This is a genomic window from Rheinheimera aquimaris, assembly GCF_020531985.1.
Classification (GTDB): domain Bacteria; phylum Pseudomonadota; class Gammaproteobacteria; order Enterobacterales; family Alteromonadaceae; genus Alishewanella; species Alishewanella aquimaris.
Map to the genome: position 1 here is coordinate 333,799 of NZ_JAJAVQ010000001.1, position 19,441 is coordinate 353,239.

The following is a 19,441-nucleotide window of genomic DNA, read 5'->3' on the forward strand; positions in this document are numbered from 1 at the left end:
ACCGTAGCAGTGAAACAGCATGCCCAAGTTTAATCCTAAGCACAGCCTCGCCCAACTTGGCGAACCTTATTCATTAAGTTGCTCACCAACCAGGGTTTCTGCACCGCAATGGCTGGCATTTAACCCTGAACTTGCCGCACAACTACAGATTCCAGAAGTGTTCTGGGGCACTGATACCGGTCTGGGCTTGTTTAGCGGTAACCAGCTACCGGATTGGGCCAAGCCAGTAGCACATGCTTATGCCGGCCATCAGTTTGGCAACTTTGTACCGCAATTAGGCGATGGTCGCGCCTTGCTGCTGGCAGAGCTTGAAGATGTTAATGGGCAGTTGTTTGACCTTCAGCTAAAAGGTGCCGGCCAAACGCCGTTCTCACGCAGGGGTGATGGTCGTGCGCCGCTTGGCCCTGTGCTACGGGAATATCTGGTGAGTGAAGCTATGCATGCGCTGGGGGTACCAACCACACGCGCTTTAGCTGCCGTGTTAACCGGCGACTGGGTGCAGCGCGAAACGGCAGAACCCGGCGCCATTATCACCCGCGTGGCCAAAAGCCACATTCGTATTGGCAGCTTTCAGTATTTGGCAGCACGGGGCGATACGGTGAAACTTAAAACCTTTGCAGATTATGTGATTGCAAGGCATTACCCTGCCTGTGCTGATTCAGATACACCCTATCTGGCGTTACTGGAGGCAATAGTCGCTGCGCAGGCTGCGTTAATAGCACAATGGATGAGCTTAGGCTTTATTCACGGTGTAATGAATACCGACAATATGAGCATCACCGGTGAAACGATTGATTATGGTCCCTGTGCCTTTATGGACAGCTTTAATCCGGCGCAAGTGTATAGTTTTATTGATACTCAGGGGCGTTATGCCTGGGGTAATCAGCCCAAAATAGGCAGTTGGAATTTAGCCCGCTTTGCCGAAACCTTACTGCCACTTGTCAGTGAAAATGCTGAGCGGGCTGTCGAGTTGGCAACACAGGCACTACAGCAGTTCAACATGCTAAATGAAACAGAGTTTCGCCGTCTGATGGGTATTAAGTTGGGAATTACAGAGCCCGTCGCCACTGATGAACCACTGATCCGCGATTATCTGACATTAATGGTAAAAAACAATGCAGACTTTACGCTGGCGTTCCGGTTGTTAAGCCAGTCCGTTACTGATAGCAGTGCCGGTGCCGCTGGCTTGTTTGCCGATAACAACGGCTGGCAAGACTGGGCGATACGCTGGCATAAACGATTGGCTGAGCAAGGTGTGAGCACAGCGGATATTGCGCTGCAAATGAATAAGGTTAACCCGGCACTGATCCCGCGTAATCACCAGATAGCCAAAGCGCTGGAACATGCAGCTAATGATGGGGATTTATCACTGTTTAACCGCTTGCATAAAGCCCTCAAAACACCATTTGAACTCAGTGCTGAAACTGCAGATCTGGCGCAGCCACCAACAGCTGAGCAGTGTATAAGTAATACTTTTTGTGGCACCTGACAACAAAACCCCGCTTATGCGGGGTTGTATTTGTAAGACAGACAATCCTGTTAGAACTGATAACGTAAACCCACTGAAGCGGTGCGACCATTGATAGTGCGGGCGCGGATAATACCATTTGCCGGAACCGAACCCTCTTCCGCTTCTGTTATACCAACCTCATCAAACAGGTTGTTGATGTTAGCTGATAACTGTAAGTTTTCGGCTAGCTCGTAACTGGCGAAGACATTCACCTGAGCATAACCGCTGAATTTTAGATCGTTATTATCCTGCGCATAAGCATCACTGGTACCAATAACACTGAAGCCCAGCTGCGCTTTATCCAGATAGTAACGTGCCATTAAACTGTACAACATATCAGCCTGACGACGAGGCGTATTGCCTTCCAGCTCTGGGCTTAGCGCGTCTTTGCTGATCTCAGCGTCGGTTAATGTAACAGCACCACGCAATTCCAGATCGCCCAAACGATAGCTGCTTTCAAGTTCAACACCTTGCGCTTTGTATACGCGGTCAAAGAAACGCTGGCTGGTAGCTTCAAAGTTCTGCTCTTCTGTTTCGGCAAAAAATGCAGTAGCGAACACATTTAAGTTGCCATGACGGCTTTTACTACCAAATTCGTATTGTGTGACTTCATCTACTGCATCTTGTTTTGCCACGCTACCATCGGCGTTAACTTTACCAAACAGCAAGCGATCGGCATTGGCGCGTCCACCTTTACTAATGCGGGCAAATACCGCCCAATCATTATCGAACTGGTAATTGGCACCGACGGAATACGAGTTGTAACCCCAGCTGTAATTGACCAGGCTAGGGTTGGCAAGGTCGATACCGGATACACTTTGTTCAACCTGACTTATCACGCCATCGTTGTTCATATCTCGCGATGCTTGTGCTGCGCCTGCGTATGTGCCGTCTGCTGAACCGATATCACGGCGAATGCTGGCATCAAGTGACAGTTTGTCTTTCGCCCAGCTAACACCAGCATAAGGTGCTTTGATACTGTAGCTAGTGTCGTAGTTGCGCTGGCAGCAGTTGCCCCAAAAAGGCACACCGTACGCCAATAAGCCCTGCTCTGAAAACGCTGTACCATCCTGTGCGTTAACGTTTAACAGTTCAGCATTATCGCCTTTCAACGCCATAAAGTAACTGTTCCATAACCAGGACATGCTGATGTTCTGATCGGCAACGTAGTAACCGACATTAACATCAACATCACCAAAGCGGCGGGATAACTTGAGATCATTGACGATGGAGCCAAAATCATTGATTTCAACATCGAAGGTATGAATACGCATTGCATTAGCACCGTTATAAACGCTACCTGCATTTGGCCCAACAGCATAACTTACCGTTGCACCGCTGCCAGCAATACTGTCGGCAATTTGCTGAGTGTTACCGACCTCTGCCGGAAACAGAGTATTAAAGTTACCGCTGACATCACTGATACGAAAACGGTTTTCCAGTGTCCAGCCTTCCGATAAATCAAATACTGCCTCAACGCCAACGCTATTTATTTCAGGGTTCATGCCATCACGCACATCACCACGTGATATCTGGTTATCACCATTTAACCGTACAGTCTGGGTTAAATAAGCTGACTGCAAGGTATCCCGCTGCGCATCAAAGCCCTCAACGGAGCTGCCATCTGCCAACATAGGCATCGGCATATAGCTGGCGGCTTTATCATTTAAGTGCTTAACATACAAACGAACATAACCGCTGTTAAATTCACGGGTCAGGTTGGCTTTTAACTGATAGCCGGTCTCGCCCTGGTAACCAGGATCACGCACACCCTCGCCCTGGCGGACGAAACCGCCAACATGAAACCGGGTATCGCTATTTAAGTCACCACCATATTCAAAATCAGTACGAAAACTGTCGTAATTTAAACCTGAGGTAATGGCAAGGCTACCACCACCCGCTTCACCGGTTTTACTGACAAAATTAATAATACCGCCGGGAGAATTACTGGCCGCGGTGCTGGCTGAACCGCCGCGTATCACGTCTAAGCGCGATAAGGTAGCATCAGCGCGCAAAAAGATATCGGCATTACCAAAGGCAATGTCGCCAAACTGCAGCACAGGTAAGCCATCTTCTTGTAAGGCTAAAAACTTTGCCCCGCCTGATGCGACAGGTAAACCGCGTACCGCAATATTGGCATTACCCTCACCGCCGGTCGACTCGCTGCGCACCCCTGGTAACATGCGAAAAATCTCAGCTGTGCTGCGCGGCGTAGCAATTTCAATATCAGCAGGCGTTAAGCTACTGACAGACACACTGGATTGCATCACGGTTTGATTACGTGATACTGCACCGGTGACTACGATACGCTCAAAACCTAAACCAGAAGCGCTTTCACCTGCTTGCGACTGTGCTTCTGTGCTTGTCGTGTTTTGCGTATCAGTTGATGCCATTTGCTGTTCTTGCGCATAAGCAGTATTAAGCGCCAGGCTAACGGCTAATGCCAGATACGCAAGTTTAATATGTTGTTTCATCGTCTAGCTCCCGTGTTGATTTTGCTATCTCTTTTGTTGGATAGCTAATTTAACTACAACTTAATCGTTTAAGTTTTGAGGCGATAATTTTCATTTAAAACTTAAAGACTTATCACTTATATAAAATTTAATCGGTTTGTTGCTGTGCTAATTTTTGTTTTGCTGGTTGCGCCAGCCAGTTATAAATCATCGCCGCTGCCAGCAGCGCTGAAAATGCGGTGGCAAGATAAAAACCGACACTTACATTTGCTGCCATATCGCCAATTATCGCCATCAGAGCCGGTGCCAACGCAGCTGATAGTGCAGTAAACGCCAGAATAAGCCCGGCTACCGCACCATGTTGCTGGCGTGGAAAGCAGCTAATGCCTTTAGAATTTAACGTTGGATATATCATGGACATAAAGAGGCCGGAAAGCGGCATTAACCATAGCGCAACTTCTTTTCCGCCTAGCATGCTAAGCATAAAGCAAATAAAAATGGCCAACGTAAACACCGCCATTACACTGCTCCAGCAAAACCGCTGTAAAATGATACCGGCCAGAAACCTGCCAGCTGCACGCAGAATAAAAAATATCGTAATCGCATGCATGGCCACAAAGCCGAAACTACCGTCGTAGCCTGCCAGTAACGTTGGCAACCAGACAAAAATTGCCACTTCACATGCAACGTATAGCGCTATCGCCAGCGAAAAACCCAGCGCATAACGATCTTTGAGTAAACCCAGTGACTGACGAAGCGTGCTCTGTGTGATGGAGGCTTTGTAGGGAGGATAAGGCAAACGTGTAGCCATAATCACTAATACAGTGCACAGCAGCCCTGCCACCAAATACAGTTGTTTCCAGTGTATCGATGCAGCAATCATTAGCGTGACAAGCGCCGGGCCGGCTATCGCACCCAGGGCAAAGAAACCCTCAACTTTGTTCATGGTGCGGGTATGGCTAGCACTGTCTTCGCTAATATCGCCTATCAGCGCCAGCGCCGCCGTTTTAAATATGCCTATTGCCAGGCCACAAATCCCCATCAGCAGGATAAAAAACACTGCACTATCGCCGGCGATAAAACTATAACAGGCTGCCGCATACAGGCTCAGTCCGATAATGATAAGTGTCTTGCGACCCAATTTATCGGCCAGGCGGCCAAGCAATAGGCCGGCGAAACCAATCGCCACCATCGGCACATAGTGAAATGCACTGGCCTGAAACATCGTCAGCTGATACTGCGCCATCACTTCAGGAATAATCACGCCAACGGCGTCTGTCGTCATAGCGAAGACAAAAAACATCAGATAAGTCATCCAGCGCACCTGACGCTGTAACCGTACCGCCGTATCGTTTGTTTCAGCTGCCCCGACAGCTAAAACGCTACTTTTGCTAGTCAGCATTTTGTTCCCCGTTTGCGGCAGACCGGTGTAAGCGCACCGGCCAGTTAACACCCGTTGTGGCACGGCTCTGATAATTTGCCCTGTTATTGTTATCGCGGGGCTTGACAAAGTTGTGCGTTGGCTTAAAGCTATATCTTAATCGTTTAAGATGCAAATATTTTTTTCAGGAAGCCGACAATGACTAACGCAGTACACACCAACCAGATCCAGTTAATCACTTATGTTGACAGGCTAAGTGGCGGAAAAATATCAGATTTACATAAGTTGCTTAATGGTCAGCTGTCCGGCTTATTTGACGGGGTACATTTATTGCCGTTTTATCCGCCAATCGATGGTGAAGATGCCGGCTTCGACCCATCTGACCATACGGCGGTCGATAGTCGTTTGGGAACCTGGCAAGATATTGAGCATCTGGCAAAAGATTATCCAATCATGGCGGATATGATTGTTAACCATATATCAGCACAATCGCCGCAATTTCTCGACGTTCTGCAACATGGTGCCGCTTCCAAATACTGGCCACTGTTTTTAACACGCGATAAAGTCTTTGGTACCAAGCCGGATGCTACGCAGCTAAGCGCCATTTACCGGCCCCGCCCTACGCCATGCTTTACTGGTATCAGATTGGCAAACGGCCAAATTGTGCCATTTTGGACCACTTTTACCGCAAACCAGATTGATATCGACGTTGACTCTGAACCGGGTAAGGCCTATCTGCAGGCGATATTGCAACGCTTTACCGATCATGGTGTGAAATATATCCGCTTGGATGCGGCGGGTTATGCCATTAAAAAAGCTGGCACCAACTGCTTTATGTTGCCTGAAACGTTTGACTTCATCGCTCAATTGTCAGAGCAGGCCAGAGCGCTCGGTATGACGTGCTTAGTCGAGATCCATGGTTATCACAAAACACAAATTGAAATCGCCAAACGTTGTGACATGGTATACGACTTTGCCTTACCACCTTTGGTGCTACATACACTCTTTACCCGCAATGCAAAGGCGTTAAAAACCTGGTTAGATATAGCACCGCGTAACTGTATCACGGTATTGGATACTCATGATGGCATAGGCATTGTTGATGCGGCTGATCACAATGGTGAACCCGGGCTATTAACTGATCCAGAGCTGGATGCGTTAGTGGAAAAAATCCACCAGAACAGCAAAGGCAGTTCCAAACTTGCCACCGGCAATGCTGCTAACAATGTTGACTTATATCAGGTTAACTGCAGCTTTTACGATGCGCTGGGCCAAAACGACGGCGATTATTTACTGGCACGGGCAATTCAGCTTTTTTGCCCGGGTATCAGCCAAATTTACTACGCTGGCTTGTTGGCGGCCGAGAATGACGTAGCGTTATTACAACGTACCGGCGTGGGGCGTGACATTAACCGCCCCTATTTCAATCAAGACACCATTAACCAGGCTTTGCAAAAGCCAGTGGTAAAAGCCCTGCTTAAACTGATTAAGTTGCGCCATAACATGCAGGCCTTTAATGGCAGCTTTAGCCACACGCTATCAGATAACACTTATCAGTTAAGCTGGCAGCATTTGGGTCATACAGCAAGCTTAACATTGACACTTGACAGTCTGACAGCGGCCTTAGCCTGGCAGAATGAAGGTGAAGCTGCAGAGCTGTTGCAACTTCACAGCTTGCTGGCGTAAGCCCGGCACCAGATATATTTAACTACTCTCCCCCAGCTTAAGCTGATATGGCAATAGCTGGGGGCTGTTATCTGCTGATAAAAACGCCCTAACCGCAGCCTCGCCTTTGACGTCACTAAACTGCCATACGCTGCTTAATGTCGGGTGATAACGTAATGTCTCGTCAATGCCATCAAAACCTACCACTTTAAGCTGCTCTGGAATGGCAATGCCGAGCTGAAGCGCTTCGCGCATCGCACTTAGCGCGATTAAATCACTCATACATAACAGCACTGTAGGCCTGGGGTTTAGGGCTAACACAGATCTGGCAGCGTACTGTGCGAATTGCTGGTTACTCTCTGGAATATGCCATAGATAATCAGGCCGCAGAATGAGATCATACTCTGCCATCGCGCGCTGGTATCCGTCGAGCCGCCGGTGAGCAATAGAGCTTTGATTATCCCACAGCGGTGCATCCAATACCGGTCGGGTATCGCTGGCGTCAATCAACCTCAAACCGAGTATCGCAACGGTATCATCTTTATTGATGACCGCTTTTGCGCTTTGATACGCTGCTTGCTCGTTATCTATGTTTACTGAAGGGCGACCGGGTAGATCGAAGTCGACCGTCAACACGCGTTTCGGGCTTTGTGCCAGCTGTTTTATTAATGCCAGATTTCGCGGTGCACCGTAGCAGATAAAGCCATCAACAAAATCGCTGATCGCATCCAGGTTGGCACTACTGCCGGAGAACAATAACAAATGCAGTTTATGCCGCTCTAACTCGCGGGTGACACCTTGCAAAAACTGACTGGCCACCGGATCGCTGACCATATATTCCAGCGAGTCAGACAAAATAACTGCAACAATGCCAGAGCTACCGGTACGTAACGATTGCGCCGCTTTATTCGGACCAAAATAGCCCAATTCAGCACAGGCACTAAGTATCTTTTCCCGCAGGGCAACCGACAGTTGATCCGGCCGGTTAAACGCATTGGAAATGGTCGCAGTTGATACGCCAAGGGTTTTAGCAACACTTTTCAGCGTTAATTTACTCATCGTTCCAGTCACTTCAGGCTTTCTTCTTAATTGATTAAGTTATATGATTTTTAACTTATTGCCAAATGCTATCTTTGCACAGCTCATTGCGACAGGAAACTACTATGCTTGCGGTTATTGGAGAGAACGTTGTTGATATGCTGCCAGAGCACAATGGCTTGTATCGCCCCTGCCTGGGCGGCTCGCCCTTTAACGTTGCTATCGCCGCAGCAAGGCAACGGCTTAACGTAAGCTATATATCACCATTATCACAAGATGCGTTTGGCCAGCAGTTTGCTGCTTATCTTCAACAAAATGGTGCTAGCTACGGTTTACAGTACTTTAGCCGCCGTCCCAGTTCGCTGGCGATGGTATCGATGGATGCGCAGTTACAACCGCAATACAGTTTATATCGCACCGGTATTGCCGATAGAGATATCAGCGCTGAAACACAAATTGCCGCCTTGCCATCCGATTGCACAGTATTACATTTGGGTTCGCTGGCATTAGAAAGTGAAGACGCGCCACGTATTGCTCAGGTAGTCAGTGCGGCAAAAGCCACAGGTATACGTATTGCGCTGGATATCAACGTAAGACTCAATGCTGTAACTAATGTCGCGGCTTATCGCGATTTTGTGCAGCAAATGATTAAGCAAAGCGATTATATAAAAGCCAGTGATGAAGACCTCGCGCTGCTATTTGAAGGTGAAGACCTCTCTGACGCTGTTTCTTTAGTGCGACACAGCGCACCCAGTGCAATGCTGGCGTTAACTGAGGGCGACAAAGGCGCCACATTGTATTGGCAGCAACATCACATAACATTACCGGTTATTGCAGCAACGCCCTTTGTTGATACCGTCGGTGCCGGCGATACGTTCTGGGCAAACTTACTGGTATCGCTAATTAAACAGGGATTACCTAAAGCCGATGACGTCTCGTTGGATATCTTGAGGCATTGTTTGCAGCGAGCCATGTTGGCGGCAAGCTTAAATATCGCCACTAAAGGCTGCAACCCGCCAACACGTGAAGAACTCGACCTCGCTTTGGCAAAACTGAGTTAAGACAAAAAAACACCCCGCCTAAGCGGGGTGTTTTTAAGCTGTTAGTTTTTGCCGTATTTCTCGGCCAGGTACAGCCAGGTTTCCAGTACCGTATCCGGGTTTAACGATACGCTGTCAATGCCCTGCTGCATTAACCAGGCGGCAAAGTCTTCATGATCTGAAGGGCCCTGGCCACAAATACCAATGTATTTACCTTTGGCTTTACAGGTCTTAATCGCCATTTCCAGCAGTTTGTAAATCGCCGGATTACGCTCATCAAATAAATGCGCAATTAAGCCGCTATCGCGATCCAGGCCCAGCGTTAACTGAGTTAAATCGTTAGAGCCTATTGAGAAGCCATCAAAGTATTCCAGGAACTCTCCTGCCAGTAACGCATTAGATGGCAGTTCACACATCATAATAACGCGCAGGCCATTCTCGCCGCGTTTTAAACCATGTTCTGCCAGTAAGTTGATCACCGCGCTTGCCTCTTCCAACGTGCGCACAAACGGGATCATCACTTCAACATTGGTAAAGCCCATAACATTGCGAACACGCTTTAACGCTTCTACTTCCAGCGCGAAGCAATCTCGGAAGTCTTCAGAGATATAACGTGAAGCGCCCCGGAAACCGATCATCGGGTTTTCTTCATGCGGCTCATACTGACGACCACCGACCAGGTTGGCATACTCATTCGATTTGAAATCTGACATCCGCACGATGACTTTTTGCGGCGCAAAAGCACAGGCTAAGGTGGCAATGCCTTCGGTCAGTTTGGCGATGTAAAACTCAACCGGATTGTCGTAACCGGCGATCATCTCGCTTATTGTTGCCTTTAACTCCGGTGTTTGCGCATCAAAATTCAGCAATGCTTTAGGGTGCACACCAATCATACGATTGATTATGAATTCCAAGCGAGCTAAACCAATACCAGCGTGCGGTAATTTAGCAAACGAAAAAGCGCGCTCCGGGTTGCCGACGTTCATCATGATTTTTAAATCAAGCTTCGGCATCTGATCAACGCGGCTGCTTACGACCTTATAATCCAGTTTACCATCGTAGATAAAACCGGTATCGCCTTCTGCGCACGACACGGTAACTTGCTGACCGGTCTTAATTTTACTGGTGGCATCACCGCAGCCTACCACCGCAGGAATACCCAGCTCTCGGGCAATAATGGCAGCATGACAGGTACGGCCGCCACGGTTAGTCACGATAGCAGAAGCACGCTTCATAATCGGCTCCCAATCCGGATCGGTCATATCGGTCACCAGTACATCGCCGGGCTGGATCTGATCCATTTGCTCAATGCCTTTAAGCACCTTAGCCGTACCACTGCCAATGCGCTGACCAATGGCGCGGCCTTCCACTAACACAGCTGCCTTACCCTGCAATTGAAAACGTTCCATGCTGTTGCTGTCTTCACGGCTTTTTACCGTTTCCGGCCGTGCCTGCACTATGTACAGCTTGCCGTCATTGCCGTCTTTAGCCCATTCGATATCCATTGGCCGGCCGTAATGCTTGGCAATGATCACGGCTTGCTTGGCTAACTCTTCAACTTCAGCATCGGTCAAAGAAAATTGGCGGCTGCGCTCTGCAGCAATGTCGACAACTTTTACCTGCTTGCCGTGGCCTTGCTCACCTGAGTAGACCATCTCAACTTTTTTGCTGCCCAGGTTACGTTTTACCACCGCCGGACGACCAGCGGCCAGCGTCGGTTTATGCACGTAAAACTCGTCCGGGTTTACTGCGCCCTGCACCACCATTTCGCCTAAGCCGTACGAAGAGGTAATAAACACCACATCTTCGAAGCCCGATTCAGTATCGATACTGAACATCACGCCTGAAGAGGCTAAATCTGAACGCACCATTTTCTGCACACCAGCAGACAGCGCTACACCGCGGTGGTCATAGCCCTGGTGTACCCGGTAAGAAATAGCGCGGTCGTTAAATAATGAAGCAAACACATGCTTAATGGCGACGATAACTGCATCATAGCCACGTACGTTCAGGAAGGTTTCCTGCTGACCGGCAAAAGACGCATCCGGCATATCTTCTGCTGTCGCTGATGAGCGCACGGCAAAAGACACATCCTGTTTAGCGTCAGGATGCAGCTGCTGATAGGCCTCACGAATGGCTTGCTCTAATTCGGGTTGAAACGGCGTGTCGATAACCCATTGCCGGATTTGCGTACCAGCTTTGGCCAGTTCTGTCACGTTATCTACATCTAAGCCATCCAATAACTGATAAATCCGCTCGTTGACACCGCTTTGTTCAAGAAATTGATTAAAGGCATAGGCTGTGGTGGCAAATCCACCCGGTACCTGTACACCGGCATTAGCCAGATTACTGATCATTTCACCCAACGATGCATTTTTACCGCCAACGCGGTTAACATCATGCATTCCCAGGTTTTCATACCAAATAACAAATTCCTGCACAGTTCGTCTCCAATTTTTGTCGTATGGCGTGTAAGCTTACGGTCAGCATTACAGTGCCAGATGATTTTACACTGGCACTTGTGTTAATTAAAACCTTAATTTTCAATGTAATTTTATAACAACAAAACGGAGTTAACGTGCGTACAGCCTTTTATATTTCTGATGGCACAGCGATTACTGCCGAAGTGTTTGGTCATGCCTTACTTACTCTTTTTCCAGCACAATTTGAGCATGTAACCATCCCATTTGTCGAAACTGAAGATATGGCAGAACAAGTCAGGCAACGAATAAACGATCGTTATAAAACCACAGGGCAAAAGCCTTTAGTGTTTCAAACCTTTGTTGACGACAACTTACGCAAGATCATCAATAGCAGTAACGGTGTCTGTTATGACTTCCTGAACAACTTTGTTGACCCTGTACAACGAGAGCTTGGCGTCGCGCCCGTACCCAAAACCCACCGCACCCACAGTATTCATGAGCAAACCTACGATTTTCGTATCGACGCTGTCAATTTTGCGCTGGCTAACGATGATGGTTCCAACCTGAAAAACTTCGATCAGGCCGATATTATTCTGGTGGGTGTCAGCCGCTCGGGTAAAACGCCTACCAGCCTGTATCTGGCACTACAGTATGGTATTAAGGCGGCAAATTATCCGTTTGTAGAAGAAGACATGGAACGACTGAGTTTGCCTGAAGTGTTAAAGCGGAATAAAAGTAAACTGTTTGGCTTAACCATCACTGCAGAGCGCTTAAGCCAGATCCGGGAACAGCGACGAGCGAATAGCCGATATGCATCTTTACGCCAATGCCAGCTGGAACTGGCAGAAGTGGAAAAACTGTATCAGCGCGAGCTGATCCCTTTTTTAAACTCTACTCATCTGTCCATAGAGGAAATTTCGGCAAAAATAATCGCAAAAACAGGGCTTAAAAGACGTAAGTACTGAGCTCTAGGGCGATTTAAGCCAGTTGGCGTAGTAATTCTTTCGCCGTCAACGGCCTGTTATCGCCGCTTTCAAGCCGCTTGATCTGCTCTACCAGTAAGGTATTGACCGGTGTGGGAATATGGTACAACTGGCCCAGGCGAACCACAGCGCCGTTTAAAAACATAATTTCAGTGCGTTTTTTTGCCTGAATGTCGTCCCACATTGATGATCTCGCCTGTGTGTCCATTGTCAGCATGCTTTTTGCCAGCACAGTAAATAACGGTGTGGGTAAGCGTAACAACCAGGGCAACAACGCATTGGGCAAGCGAGTATAAGCTGCAGGTTTTATACCGATGCGCTCACATATCGCCAGCCACTCCAGCATCGCATAAGACAACAAACAGCGAAAATTCCTATCAAGCAATTGTTGTTGTAACGGCAAGCCGCTAATCGCATTTAAAGCGTTATTCAGATTAAGCAGTAACTTGCCATATTCGGCGCTGGTGATATCGTCACATAGCTCGACCTTTAATTGCAGTCGGTTAAAGACACTAACAACATAGTTAACCACGTCAAACTGATTGCGCTGCAGAATAATGTCGCCGGATGTAGCCCGGTGAAACTGGCCGGCGTTGTTTTTAACCACATTAAACGGCACTATTGCCCTTAACACTGGGTTGGCTAAATCCTGTGCCAGCATTTCACCGATACCAATACCGTTTTGCATGGCAACAAGAGGCACTTCGGGACGCAGAAAGCGTTGCAGCTGTGCAAGCATCGGCACCAATGCCGTTGCTTTAACCGTTAATAACACGATATCGCATTCAATCAGGCTGTTAAGCGAACTGAAAAACGCCACTGGCTGGGCATAATAAGTCTGATGATTAAACGACGTTACGCTGAGGCCATGCGCGGCAAGTTCAAGCGCCATGGTTTCCCTGCCAAAAAATTTGACGTCCAACGCCGCATCCTGGCAAAGATGCGCGCCCAGATAGCAGCCTATACTGCCTGCACCGACTATTCCTACACAATAACGCTGGCCAGCTGTTGCCAGCTGGCCATTATCATTTTGAGTCCGTTGCTCTGGTTGCACTTACGCTCCTGTGAGCGCGTGGCTATTTACGCGCTGTGCGTAAAGTATCGGCAATCAGGAACGCTAATTCCAGTACCTGATCGGCATTTAACCTTGGGTCACATTGCGTGAAGTAGCGCTTACCAAGATCATGCTCGCTTAAACCATAGGCTCCGCCGGTACATTCAGTCACGTGTTCACCGGTCATTTCCAGATGGATACCCCCCGCGTGGGTTCCTTCGGCTTTATGTACTGCAAAGAAATTACGAATTTCGCGTAAAATCGCTTCAAAATCCCGCGTTTTATAGTCATTGCTGGCTTTAACAGTGTTGCCGTGCATCGGATCTGAGCTCCAGACTACTTTGCGCCCTTCCTGCTGTACCCGGCGCACTAATGCCGGTAATTTATCAGCCAGTTTATCTGCGCCCATACGGGTTATCAGGGTTAACCGCCCTGCGACATTGTTCGGGTTGAGGGCATCAATTAACCTGATCAATTCATCTGGCTGCATGCCCGGACCAACTTTCACACCGACCGGGTTATGAATACCACGGAAGAACTCGATATGTGCATGATCCAACTGCCGTGTACGTTCACCAATCCATACCATATGGGCAGAGCAATCATACCAGTCACCGGTCAATGAATCCCGCCGCGTCAACGCCTCTTCATAATTGAGCAACAACGCTTCATGTGAGGTAAACAACTGCGTCTCACGGATAGAAGGAGAATTTTGACCGGTAATACCGCAAATTTCCATAAAGCGCAGCGCTTCCTGAACTCTCTGCGCGACGTCCTGATAGCGGTCTTTAAGTGGATTTGACTCGACAAAGCCCATATTCCACTTACTGACCTGATGTAAATCGGCCAGACCACCCTGAGCAAACGCCCGCAGCAGGTTCAGTGTTGCTGCAGAGTGGTGATAAGCTGTAGTTAACCGGTTAGGGTCAGGCTGACGGGCCGTTTCGGTAAATTCAAAACTGTTTACAATATCGCCGCGGTAACTTGGTAAAGACACACCATTAATTGTTTCGAGGTCGCTCGAGCGCGGCTTAGCATATTGCCCGGCCATACGGGCAACTTTAACCACCGGTAAACCGCCGGCAAACGTCAGCACCACCGCCATTTGCAGTAATACTTTGAACGTATCGCGGATCTTAGGCGCATTAAAATCGTTGAAGCTCTCGGCGCAATCACCACCTTGCAGTAAAAATCCCTGACCGTTGGCGACCTGACCGAGCTGACTAAACAAATCACGCGTTTCCTGTGCAAAAACAAGTGGCGGATATTTGTGTAGTTGCTGTTCAACACTGTGCAGCAGTTCCCTGTCCTGATAATTAGGTTGCTGCTGGATCGGTAGGTTGCGCCAGCTTTGAGGCGTCCAGGTGGTCACGATGATTTTCCTATGGTTAATGAACTGCCAAGCAAGTTATAGACTTCTGGACGTAAATTCAATGCTGCTTTTAGCATAATTTATGACATTTACCGCAGCAGCACCTTAACTGGTTAAGATTTATGCAAATTAGCCTGCATAACTTAGCTATCTTGCTGCTTAAGATGCCTGAGCAGTCCATCACATCCCTGCTCTATCATCTGAAACACCAGAGCAAATCCGCGGCTGCCGCCATAATACGGGTCTGGTACTTCCTGTAACTCGGGATATTGCGGATGATACTGCAAAAACAATTGTATTTTATGCTGCCATTGCGCCGGGCAACGCGATTGCAGCTGTTTTAGATTGTCGTTATCCATCGCCAGGATCAGATCGTAGTAGCTGAAATCAGCATCCTGCACCGGTCTGGATACGATATCGCTGAATTGATAACCAAGCTGCATGCCTTCCCGTACAGCCCGCGGATCGGGTTTTTCCCCTCTGTGCGATGCACTGGTACCGGCAGATTCTATTTCTATAAAACCTGGCATTGCAGCAGTTTTATGCCGCATGACGGCATGAGCTGTAGGTGAACGGCAGATATTCCCTAAGCAGACAAACAGTACTTTTTTTGTCATAACAGATTTCCCTATTATTATCTGAGGTCATGCTAGCATGGGTCGAACATCAGGTTAAGACTTGCATTCGCCACATTCGGGGTACAGTATACGTCTGAATGGATTAACAATATAAGCAGTACGCAGGAGTATATCTGATGGATAAGTTTACCAAACTTATCGTACTCACAGAGCAAGAAAACCAAAGCAGCATCAGCTTACTGGCGCAGTCTGTCGGTATCACTGTTGAGCAGCGTAGCAAGCTTACCATCTTGTATGGTGGCACACTGAAGACCGGCACCTTGCTGGCTTGCCCTTTTCACCATGTTGACTGGAACAAAAAAAACCTCTCCACTGAACTGCAGTACCTGCAGACAAAAGCACCTTTGTTTTTATTTCAGGCGGAGCGCACTTTAGTTGACCCAATCCAGGCGCTGTACAATGGCATAAGGGGTGTTATCTACCGGGACGAACAACTAGACCGCGTCCTTACTGCGCTAAAATCGATGATGGATGGCCAGTTATATTATGCCCGCTCAGTGATGTCTGATTTGGTAGATCAGTTACTGTTGCAAAAGTCCGCGGCGTCAACTGAACAGCTAGTCCTACCCGATAATAACTTACTGACAAAACAGGAGAAACGCATCATTCAGCTGGTGGCTGAAGGTGCCCGGAATAAGGAAATAGCTCTGACACTGAACATCAGCGCACATACAGTCAAAGCGCACATGTCAGCGATTTTCCGTAAAACCCAATCCCGGAACCGGGTTGAATTACTGCGCTGGGCACAACAGCCTGCTCGTCATGAGCCTTCAGCTTCAACAAGGTTGAGCTGATCTTCTGCACGCCAGAAGCCGCGGAGCTGCCCCTGGGTAATAAGTTCAACCACCGCCGTTTCCATAGCTTGTTTAACACAATATTGTACCGGCTCATTTGTTGAATACCCGGCCTCGGCTTCTGCCAGACGGTTAAGTGATACGTAGCGGAATAAGCCGGCACGAAGCTCCTGGGAAAACACTTTCTTATTGCTCGACACAGACATTAGAACCTGGCCGGTATGCACATCAATCACCCGCAGGTAGACCGTAACCTGATCCTCCCGGTACAGCTCAGAGGCCCCTATGCCAAAATATTCAGCCCCAATACCCCCTGTACTCAGATTTGTTTCATAGCCAATAATCCCGCCTTCAAACAGCAAGCGTGCCTCTTTTAACGCTGGCAGCTCAACTGATTTTTTGTTTGAGCCATAAATTTTGCGTTCAGTCAGTAAATTTTGCAGCCCTTCACGCTCCATTGGCGCGAACCAGCCTGTTTCAAGCAAGATTTGCGTCAGCATTGAGGTTGCCCCCTGCGTAACGGCAGTAGAAAAACTGGACACGTTGGCCTGTGGCTTATATTGACCGGTTTGATCCCGAAATGCGTACACTGATACCGGTATAGCGCTGCGCGGCTTTCCTTGCTCACGTAAAGCTTGCATGACAGTGCTGGGAGCATCAATGCTGGCGGGTGTAATGTTGATATCTAGCTTAGGTATTAATGAGCAACTACCGAGCAGCAACACCATGCAAAGTAAAACTTGTTTTTTAATCAGCACCATTATCAACCTCCTATTGACGGAATAGTGATAACGGTTACTTCACCGGTCTCAATATTGGTTATGTTTACGATGACACTGCCATCTGTGCCAGAATTCACCTCCACCAGAAACTCACCGGTGTTATACACTCCTTCAACCAGTTCTCCGTCAGCAATCCTGCGCGTCAAAGAGTTGATAATATTGCGCTCAAGCGCATCCTGAAATTTTTCAACAAAAGATAAGCCGGGAGAGTCGGCTTTATGGGCATTCTGGCTTTGGGCCTTTTGCAGTAAAAAGTTGCCGTTTAGCGGATTACCGCCGAAGCTTGGATTAACCGGGGTATAAACAATTTCTGTAGCATGAGCAACACCACAGCTAAGGGTTAGAATCAGCGCGACTAGCTTCATTGTTATTATTCCTTTTACAACGGGTCAATTGTTGTGTCGCCAAGCATTTTACCAGCCTGAATATTGGCTAACTCGTTAATGCTTAACAGAATTGCTTGTTCAGCCATTTGTTTGACATCGTTATAACGGCGACCAAAATAGGTTTGGTATACCCGGGTCTGGTTCATTTCCACCCACAGAAAAGTGCCAGACTGCGGATAAACCTGCTCGTAAATAACGACTGTGACGCCCTCGGTAGCAGGCATATCGCGCCAGTACCCCGAGTAATAAAAAGCGAAATCTTTACCAAAGCGGGAAATAGAACGATCGAGCACCATTCCGCTAAGCTCGATATCATCAGCGTATGACGGTGCCGAATGAAGTTGCACTAGCGGTAACAGGCAACTGAAGAATATTGACAGATACTTCATAATTAACAGGCGAAGGCAGCACAGCCACCTTCGCCTTAACACTAGTTTTGTACGACAATAGCGGTATTAAAATCACCTACCTGGGTGACAGTTATCATATTCCCCTCGCCAGACTGACCGCCCAATACCAGGTTGTCATTACCTTGTTGGGTAATGCTGAGCAACCCGCTGTTGCCTGAAAGAGCGAAGTAACCGTCATCGCCCGCTATCCAGTTACCTGAACCATTTTGCAGAATGTCCAGCGTATTGCCATTTCCTGAGATTAGCAGATCAACCAGGTTAATATCGCCGTTCTGCTCAATCGTTACAGTGTTAGCCGTCACTACCGTATCGCTGGTCAGCAACAAGGCGTTAGCGCTACCCGACTGATCAATCATGATGTCGTTGTCATCACCGATGATATCGACCTCTGCAGTATTATCATCACCGAGTTGTTGAATGCGCCCCTGGTTTGATGCACCGGACAAGCCCAATGCGGCGGTATTGTTATCACCCCGGCTGTAAATGATACCCTCGTTAGCGGCACCCGAGAGCAACATTTCGCTGCTGTTACCATCGCCCGTTTGGCGGATCTCGACGTTATGGCCATCGCCTTCTGTCGCAAAAACAGCATTGTTTACATTGCCATCCTGCCAGACATCAATCTGGTTATCATTGCCAACCATACCAGTTGGGGCATTGACCACATTTCCATCACCACGCTGATCAACCAGTAGTAAGTTCTGTTCTCCGGCAAGCGGTTGCAGCAAAAACTCATTCGCATTGCCCGTTTGCATCACGTCGATCAGGTTATCATTGCCCGCTACATCTGTGCCGATGAAAACGTTGCCGTCTCCCTGCTGTGATACAAAGAAGCTGTTATTGTCTCCGGTCAGGCCAACAATACCGCCCACATTGGCATTGCCAAACTGCTCGGATTCAAAAGTGTTGCGGTTTCCGCTGAGGTTAAACATGCCGGCTTCATTGTTATCTCCGGATTGTAAGCTATACAGCTGATTGTCATCACCGCTAAAACCCGCATTACTCCAGTTAGCATTACCTTGCTGCTCTATTTCAACAACATTGTTCATGCCTGCAAGATTGACAAAAGCCTCACTCGTTTCCCCTACCTGGGTAACGGCTGCGTCATTCATATCACCGGTTATTACCAGCTCAGCTGTATTATAAAAACCGTCCTGAGTCACCGTTGCCGTGTTTTCATTACCGGCGATATCAACATACGCGATATGCCAGTCAGCCAGTTGCTCAGTTCTGACCTGGTTATCATTACCCGCAACAAAGTTATAGGCTTCTAACCAAACCCCATCCTGTTGAACAGAGCTGCTGTTAATGCCTCCGGCCTGGTCCACTGCCGCCAGGTTAATATCGCCACTCTGATGCACCTCTGCCAGGTTGCCTTCCGCTGCCGCAGTCGAATTCTGATTGATAATAACTTCATTATTTGCCGCAGACAGCGGCGCACTTAACACCAGCGTAATAGCCATTCCCAACATATGCTTACGTGGATTTGTCAGCTTCATCGTATTCTCCCTA

At 48.2% G+C, this 19,441-nt stretch carries 16 protein-coding genes and 1 pseudogene; 5 read left to right on the plus strand and 12 right to left on the minus strand.

From position 1 onward, the window contains the following. The first annotated feature begins 19 nt into the window (after positions 1-19). Positions 20-1,489 carry a protein adenylyltransferase SelO gene (locus LHL18_RS01510; protein WP_226765482.1) on the plus strand — a complete coding sequence of 490 codons (1,470 nt, stop codon included), beginning with the start codon at positions 20-22 and terminating at the stop codon, positions 1,487-1,489. A 50-nt stretch (positions 1,490-1,539) separates the two neighbouring features. Here LHL18_RS01510 and LHL18_RS01515 read toward each other — a convergent pair whose 3' ends face one another. Then, positions 1,540-3,984: a TonB-dependent receptor domain-containing protein gene (locus LHL18_RS01515; RefSeq protein ID WP_226765483.1), complete on the minus strand. Its 2,445-nt coding sequence runs from the start codon at positions 3,982-3,984 to the stop codon at positions 1,540-1,542. A 127-nt stretch (positions 3,985-4,111) separates the two neighbouring features. Next, the gene (locus LHL18_RS01520; RefSeq protein WP_226765484.1) at positions 4,112-5,365 is read right to left on the minus strand and encodes an MFS transporter; all 1,254 of its coding nucleotides are present in this window, start codon (positions 5,363-5,365) and stop codon (positions 4,112-4,114) included. 177 nt (positions 5,366-5,542) lie between these two features. Between LHL18_RS01520 and gtfA the strand changes: the two genes are divergently transcribed. Next, positions 5,543-7,030, plus strand: a complete 1,488-nt coding sequence (gtfA, locus tag LHL18_RS01525; protein ID WP_226765485.1) for a sucrose phosphorylase — start codon at positions 5,543-5,545, stop codon at positions 7,028-7,030. An 18-nt stretch (positions 7,031-7,048) separates the two neighbouring features. Here gtfA and LHL18_RS01530 read toward each other — a convergent pair whose 3' ends face one another. After that, the gene (locus LHL18_RS01530) at positions 7,049-8,068 is read right to left on the minus strand and encodes a LacI family DNA-binding transcriptional regulator (protein WP_226765486.1); all 1,020 of its coding nucleotides are present in this window, start codon (positions 8,066-8,068) and stop codon (positions 7,049-7,051) included. Between the two features lie 104 nt (positions 8,069-8,172). Between LHL18_RS01530 and LHL18_RS01535 the strand changes: the two genes are divergently transcribed. Beyond that, complete coding sequence (locus LHL18_RS01535) at positions 8,173-9,108, plus strand: carbohydrate kinase family protein (RefSeq protein WP_226765487.1); 936 nt, start codon at positions 8,173-8,175, stop codon at positions 9,106-9,108. A gap of 41 nt (positions 9,109-9,149) precedes the next feature. Here LHL18_RS01535 and ppsA read toward each other — a convergent pair whose 3' ends face one another. Beyond that, complete coding sequence (ppsA, locus tag LHL18_RS01540; protein ID WP_226765488.1) at positions 9,150-11,528, minus strand: phosphoenolpyruvate synthase; 2,379 nt, start codon at positions 11,526-11,528, stop codon at positions 9,150-9,152. A gap of 137 nt (positions 11,529-11,665) precedes the next feature. On the opposite strand from ppsA, the gene ppsR reads away from it, so the two are divergent. Further along, a complete protein-coding gene (ppsR, locus tag LHL18_RS01545; protein ID WP_134054666.1) occupies positions 11,666-12,475 on the plus strand; it encodes a posphoenolpyruvate synthetase regulatory kinase/phosphorylase PpsR in 810 nt (269 codons plus the stop codon). A 13-nt stretch (positions 12,476-12,488) separates the two neighbouring features. Here the strand turns inward: ppsR and LHL18_RS01550 are convergent, their stop codons facing one another. From LHL18_RS01550 to LHL18_RS01560, 3 genes are all read right to left on the minus strand, one after another. Further along, positions 12,489-13,547, minus strand: coding sequence for a 2-dehydropantoate 2-reductase (locus LHL18_RS01550; RefSeq protein WP_226765489.1), 1,059 nt, complete (start codon positions 13,545-13,547; stop codon positions 12,489-12,491). 22 nt (positions 13,548-13,569) lie between these two features. After that, positions 13,570-14,919 carry a class II 3-deoxy-7-phosphoheptulonate synthase gene (locus LHL18_RS01555; protein ID WP_226765490.1) on the minus strand — a complete coding sequence of 450 codons (1,350 nt, stop codon included), beginning with the start codon at positions 14,917-14,919 and terminating at the stop codon, positions 13,570-13,572. A 143-nt stretch (positions 14,920-15,062) separates the two neighbouring features. Continuing rightward, positions 15,063-15,536: a low molecular weight protein-tyrosine-phosphatase gene (locus LHL18_RS01560; protein ID WP_226765491.1), complete on the minus strand. Its 474-nt coding sequence runs from the start codon at positions 15,534-15,536 to the stop codon at positions 15,063-15,065. A 137-nt stretch (positions 15,537-15,673) separates the two neighbouring features. Between LHL18_RS01560 and LHL18_RS01565 the strand changes: the two genes are divergently transcribed. Continuing rightward, positions 15,674-16,351, plus strand: a complete 678-nt coding sequence (locus LHL18_RS01565) for a response regulator transcription factor (protein WP_134054658.1) — start codon at positions 15,674-15,676, stop codon at positions 16,349-16,351. Here LHL18_RS01565 and LHL18_RS01570 read toward each other — a convergent pair. The 5 genes and pseudogenes from LHL18_RS01570 to LHL18_RS19845 all read right to left on the minus strand — a co-directional run. Further along, positions 16,318-17,112 carry a CsgG/HfaB family protein gene (locus LHL18_RS01570; RefSeq protein ID WP_226765492.1) on the minus strand — a complete coding sequence of 265 codons (795 nt, stop codon included), beginning with the start codon at positions 17,110-17,112 and terminating at the stop codon, positions 16,318-16,320. The two genes, LHL18_RS01565 and LHL18_RS01570, sit on opposite strands and share 34 nt — an antisense overlap. Before the next feature lie 2 nt (positions 17,113-17,114). Further along, positions 17,115-17,498, minus strand: a complete 384-nt coding sequence (locus tag LHL18_RS01575; protein ID WP_134054656.1) for a curli assembly protein CsgF — start codon at positions 17,496-17,498, stop codon at positions 17,115-17,117. Positions 17,499-17,512: 14 nt separating this feature from the next. Then, positions 17,513-17,908 (minus strand): curli production assembly/transport protein CsgE, encoded by a 396-nt coding sequence (locus LHL18_RS01580; protein WP_134054654.1) that lies wholly within the window; start codon positions 17,906-17,908, stop codon positions 17,513-17,515. 41 nt (positions 17,909-17,949) lie between these two features. Next, positions 17,950-18,573, minus strand: a complete 624-nt coding sequence (locus LHL18_RS19840) for a hypothetical protein (protein ID WP_404817929.1) — start codon at positions 18,571-18,573, stop codon at positions 17,950-17,952. Between the two features lie 450 nt (positions 18,574-19,023). Beyond that, positions 19,024-19,428 (minus strand): annotated as a pseudogene (locus tag LHL18_RS19845) (hypothetical protein); the annotation flags it as partial. Positions 19,429-19,441 lie beyond the last annotated feature (13 nt).

Coding starts and splice junctions, on each gene's coding strand:
- LHL18_RS01510 (WP_226765482.1), top strand. CDS start 20: ATGCCCAAGTTTAATCCTAAGCACAGCCTCGCCCAACTTGGCGAACCT.
- LHL18_RS01515 (WP_226765483.1), bottom strand. CDS start 3,984: ATGAAACAACATATTAAACTTGCGTATCTGGCATTAGCCGTTAGCCTG.
- LHL18_RS01520 (WP_226765484.1), bottom strand. CDS start 5,365: ATGCTGACTAGCAAAAGTAGCGTTTTAGCTGTCGGGGCAGCTGAAACA.
- gtfA (WP_226765485.1), top strand. CDS start 5,543: ATGACTAACGCAGTACACACCAACCAGATCCAGTTAATCACTTATGTT.
- LHL18_RS01530 (WP_226765486.1), bottom strand. CDS start 8,068: ATGAGTAAATTAACGCTGAAAAGTGTTGCTAAAACCCTTGGCGTATCA.
- LHL18_RS01535 (WP_226765487.1), top strand. CDS start 8,173: ATGCTTGCGGTTATTGGAGAGAACGTTGTTGATATGCTGCCAGAGCAC.
- LHL18_RS01560 (WP_226765491.1), bottom strand. CDS start 15,536: ATGACAAAAAAAGTACTGTTTGTCTGCTTAGGGAATATCTGCCGTTCA.
- LHL18_RS01565 (WP_134054658.1), top strand. CDS start 15,674: ATGGATAAGTTTACCAAACTTATCGTACTCACAGAGCAAGAAAACCAA.
- LHL18_RS01570 (WP_226765492.1), bottom strand. CDS start 17,112: ATGGTGCTGATTAAAAAACAAGTTTTACTTTGCATGGTGTTGCTGCTC.
- LHL18_RS01575 (WP_134054656.1), bottom strand. CDS start 17,498: ATGAAGCTAGTCGCGCTGATTCTAACCCTTAGCTGTGGTGTTGCTCAT.
- LHL18_RS01580 (WP_134054654.1), bottom strand. CDS start 17,908: ATGAAGTATCTGTCAATATTCTTCAGTTGCCTGTTACCGCTAGTGCAA.
- LHL18_RS19840 (WP_404817929.1), bottom strand. CDS start 18,573: ATGGTTGGCAATGATAACCAGATTGATGTCTGGCAGGATGGCAATGTA.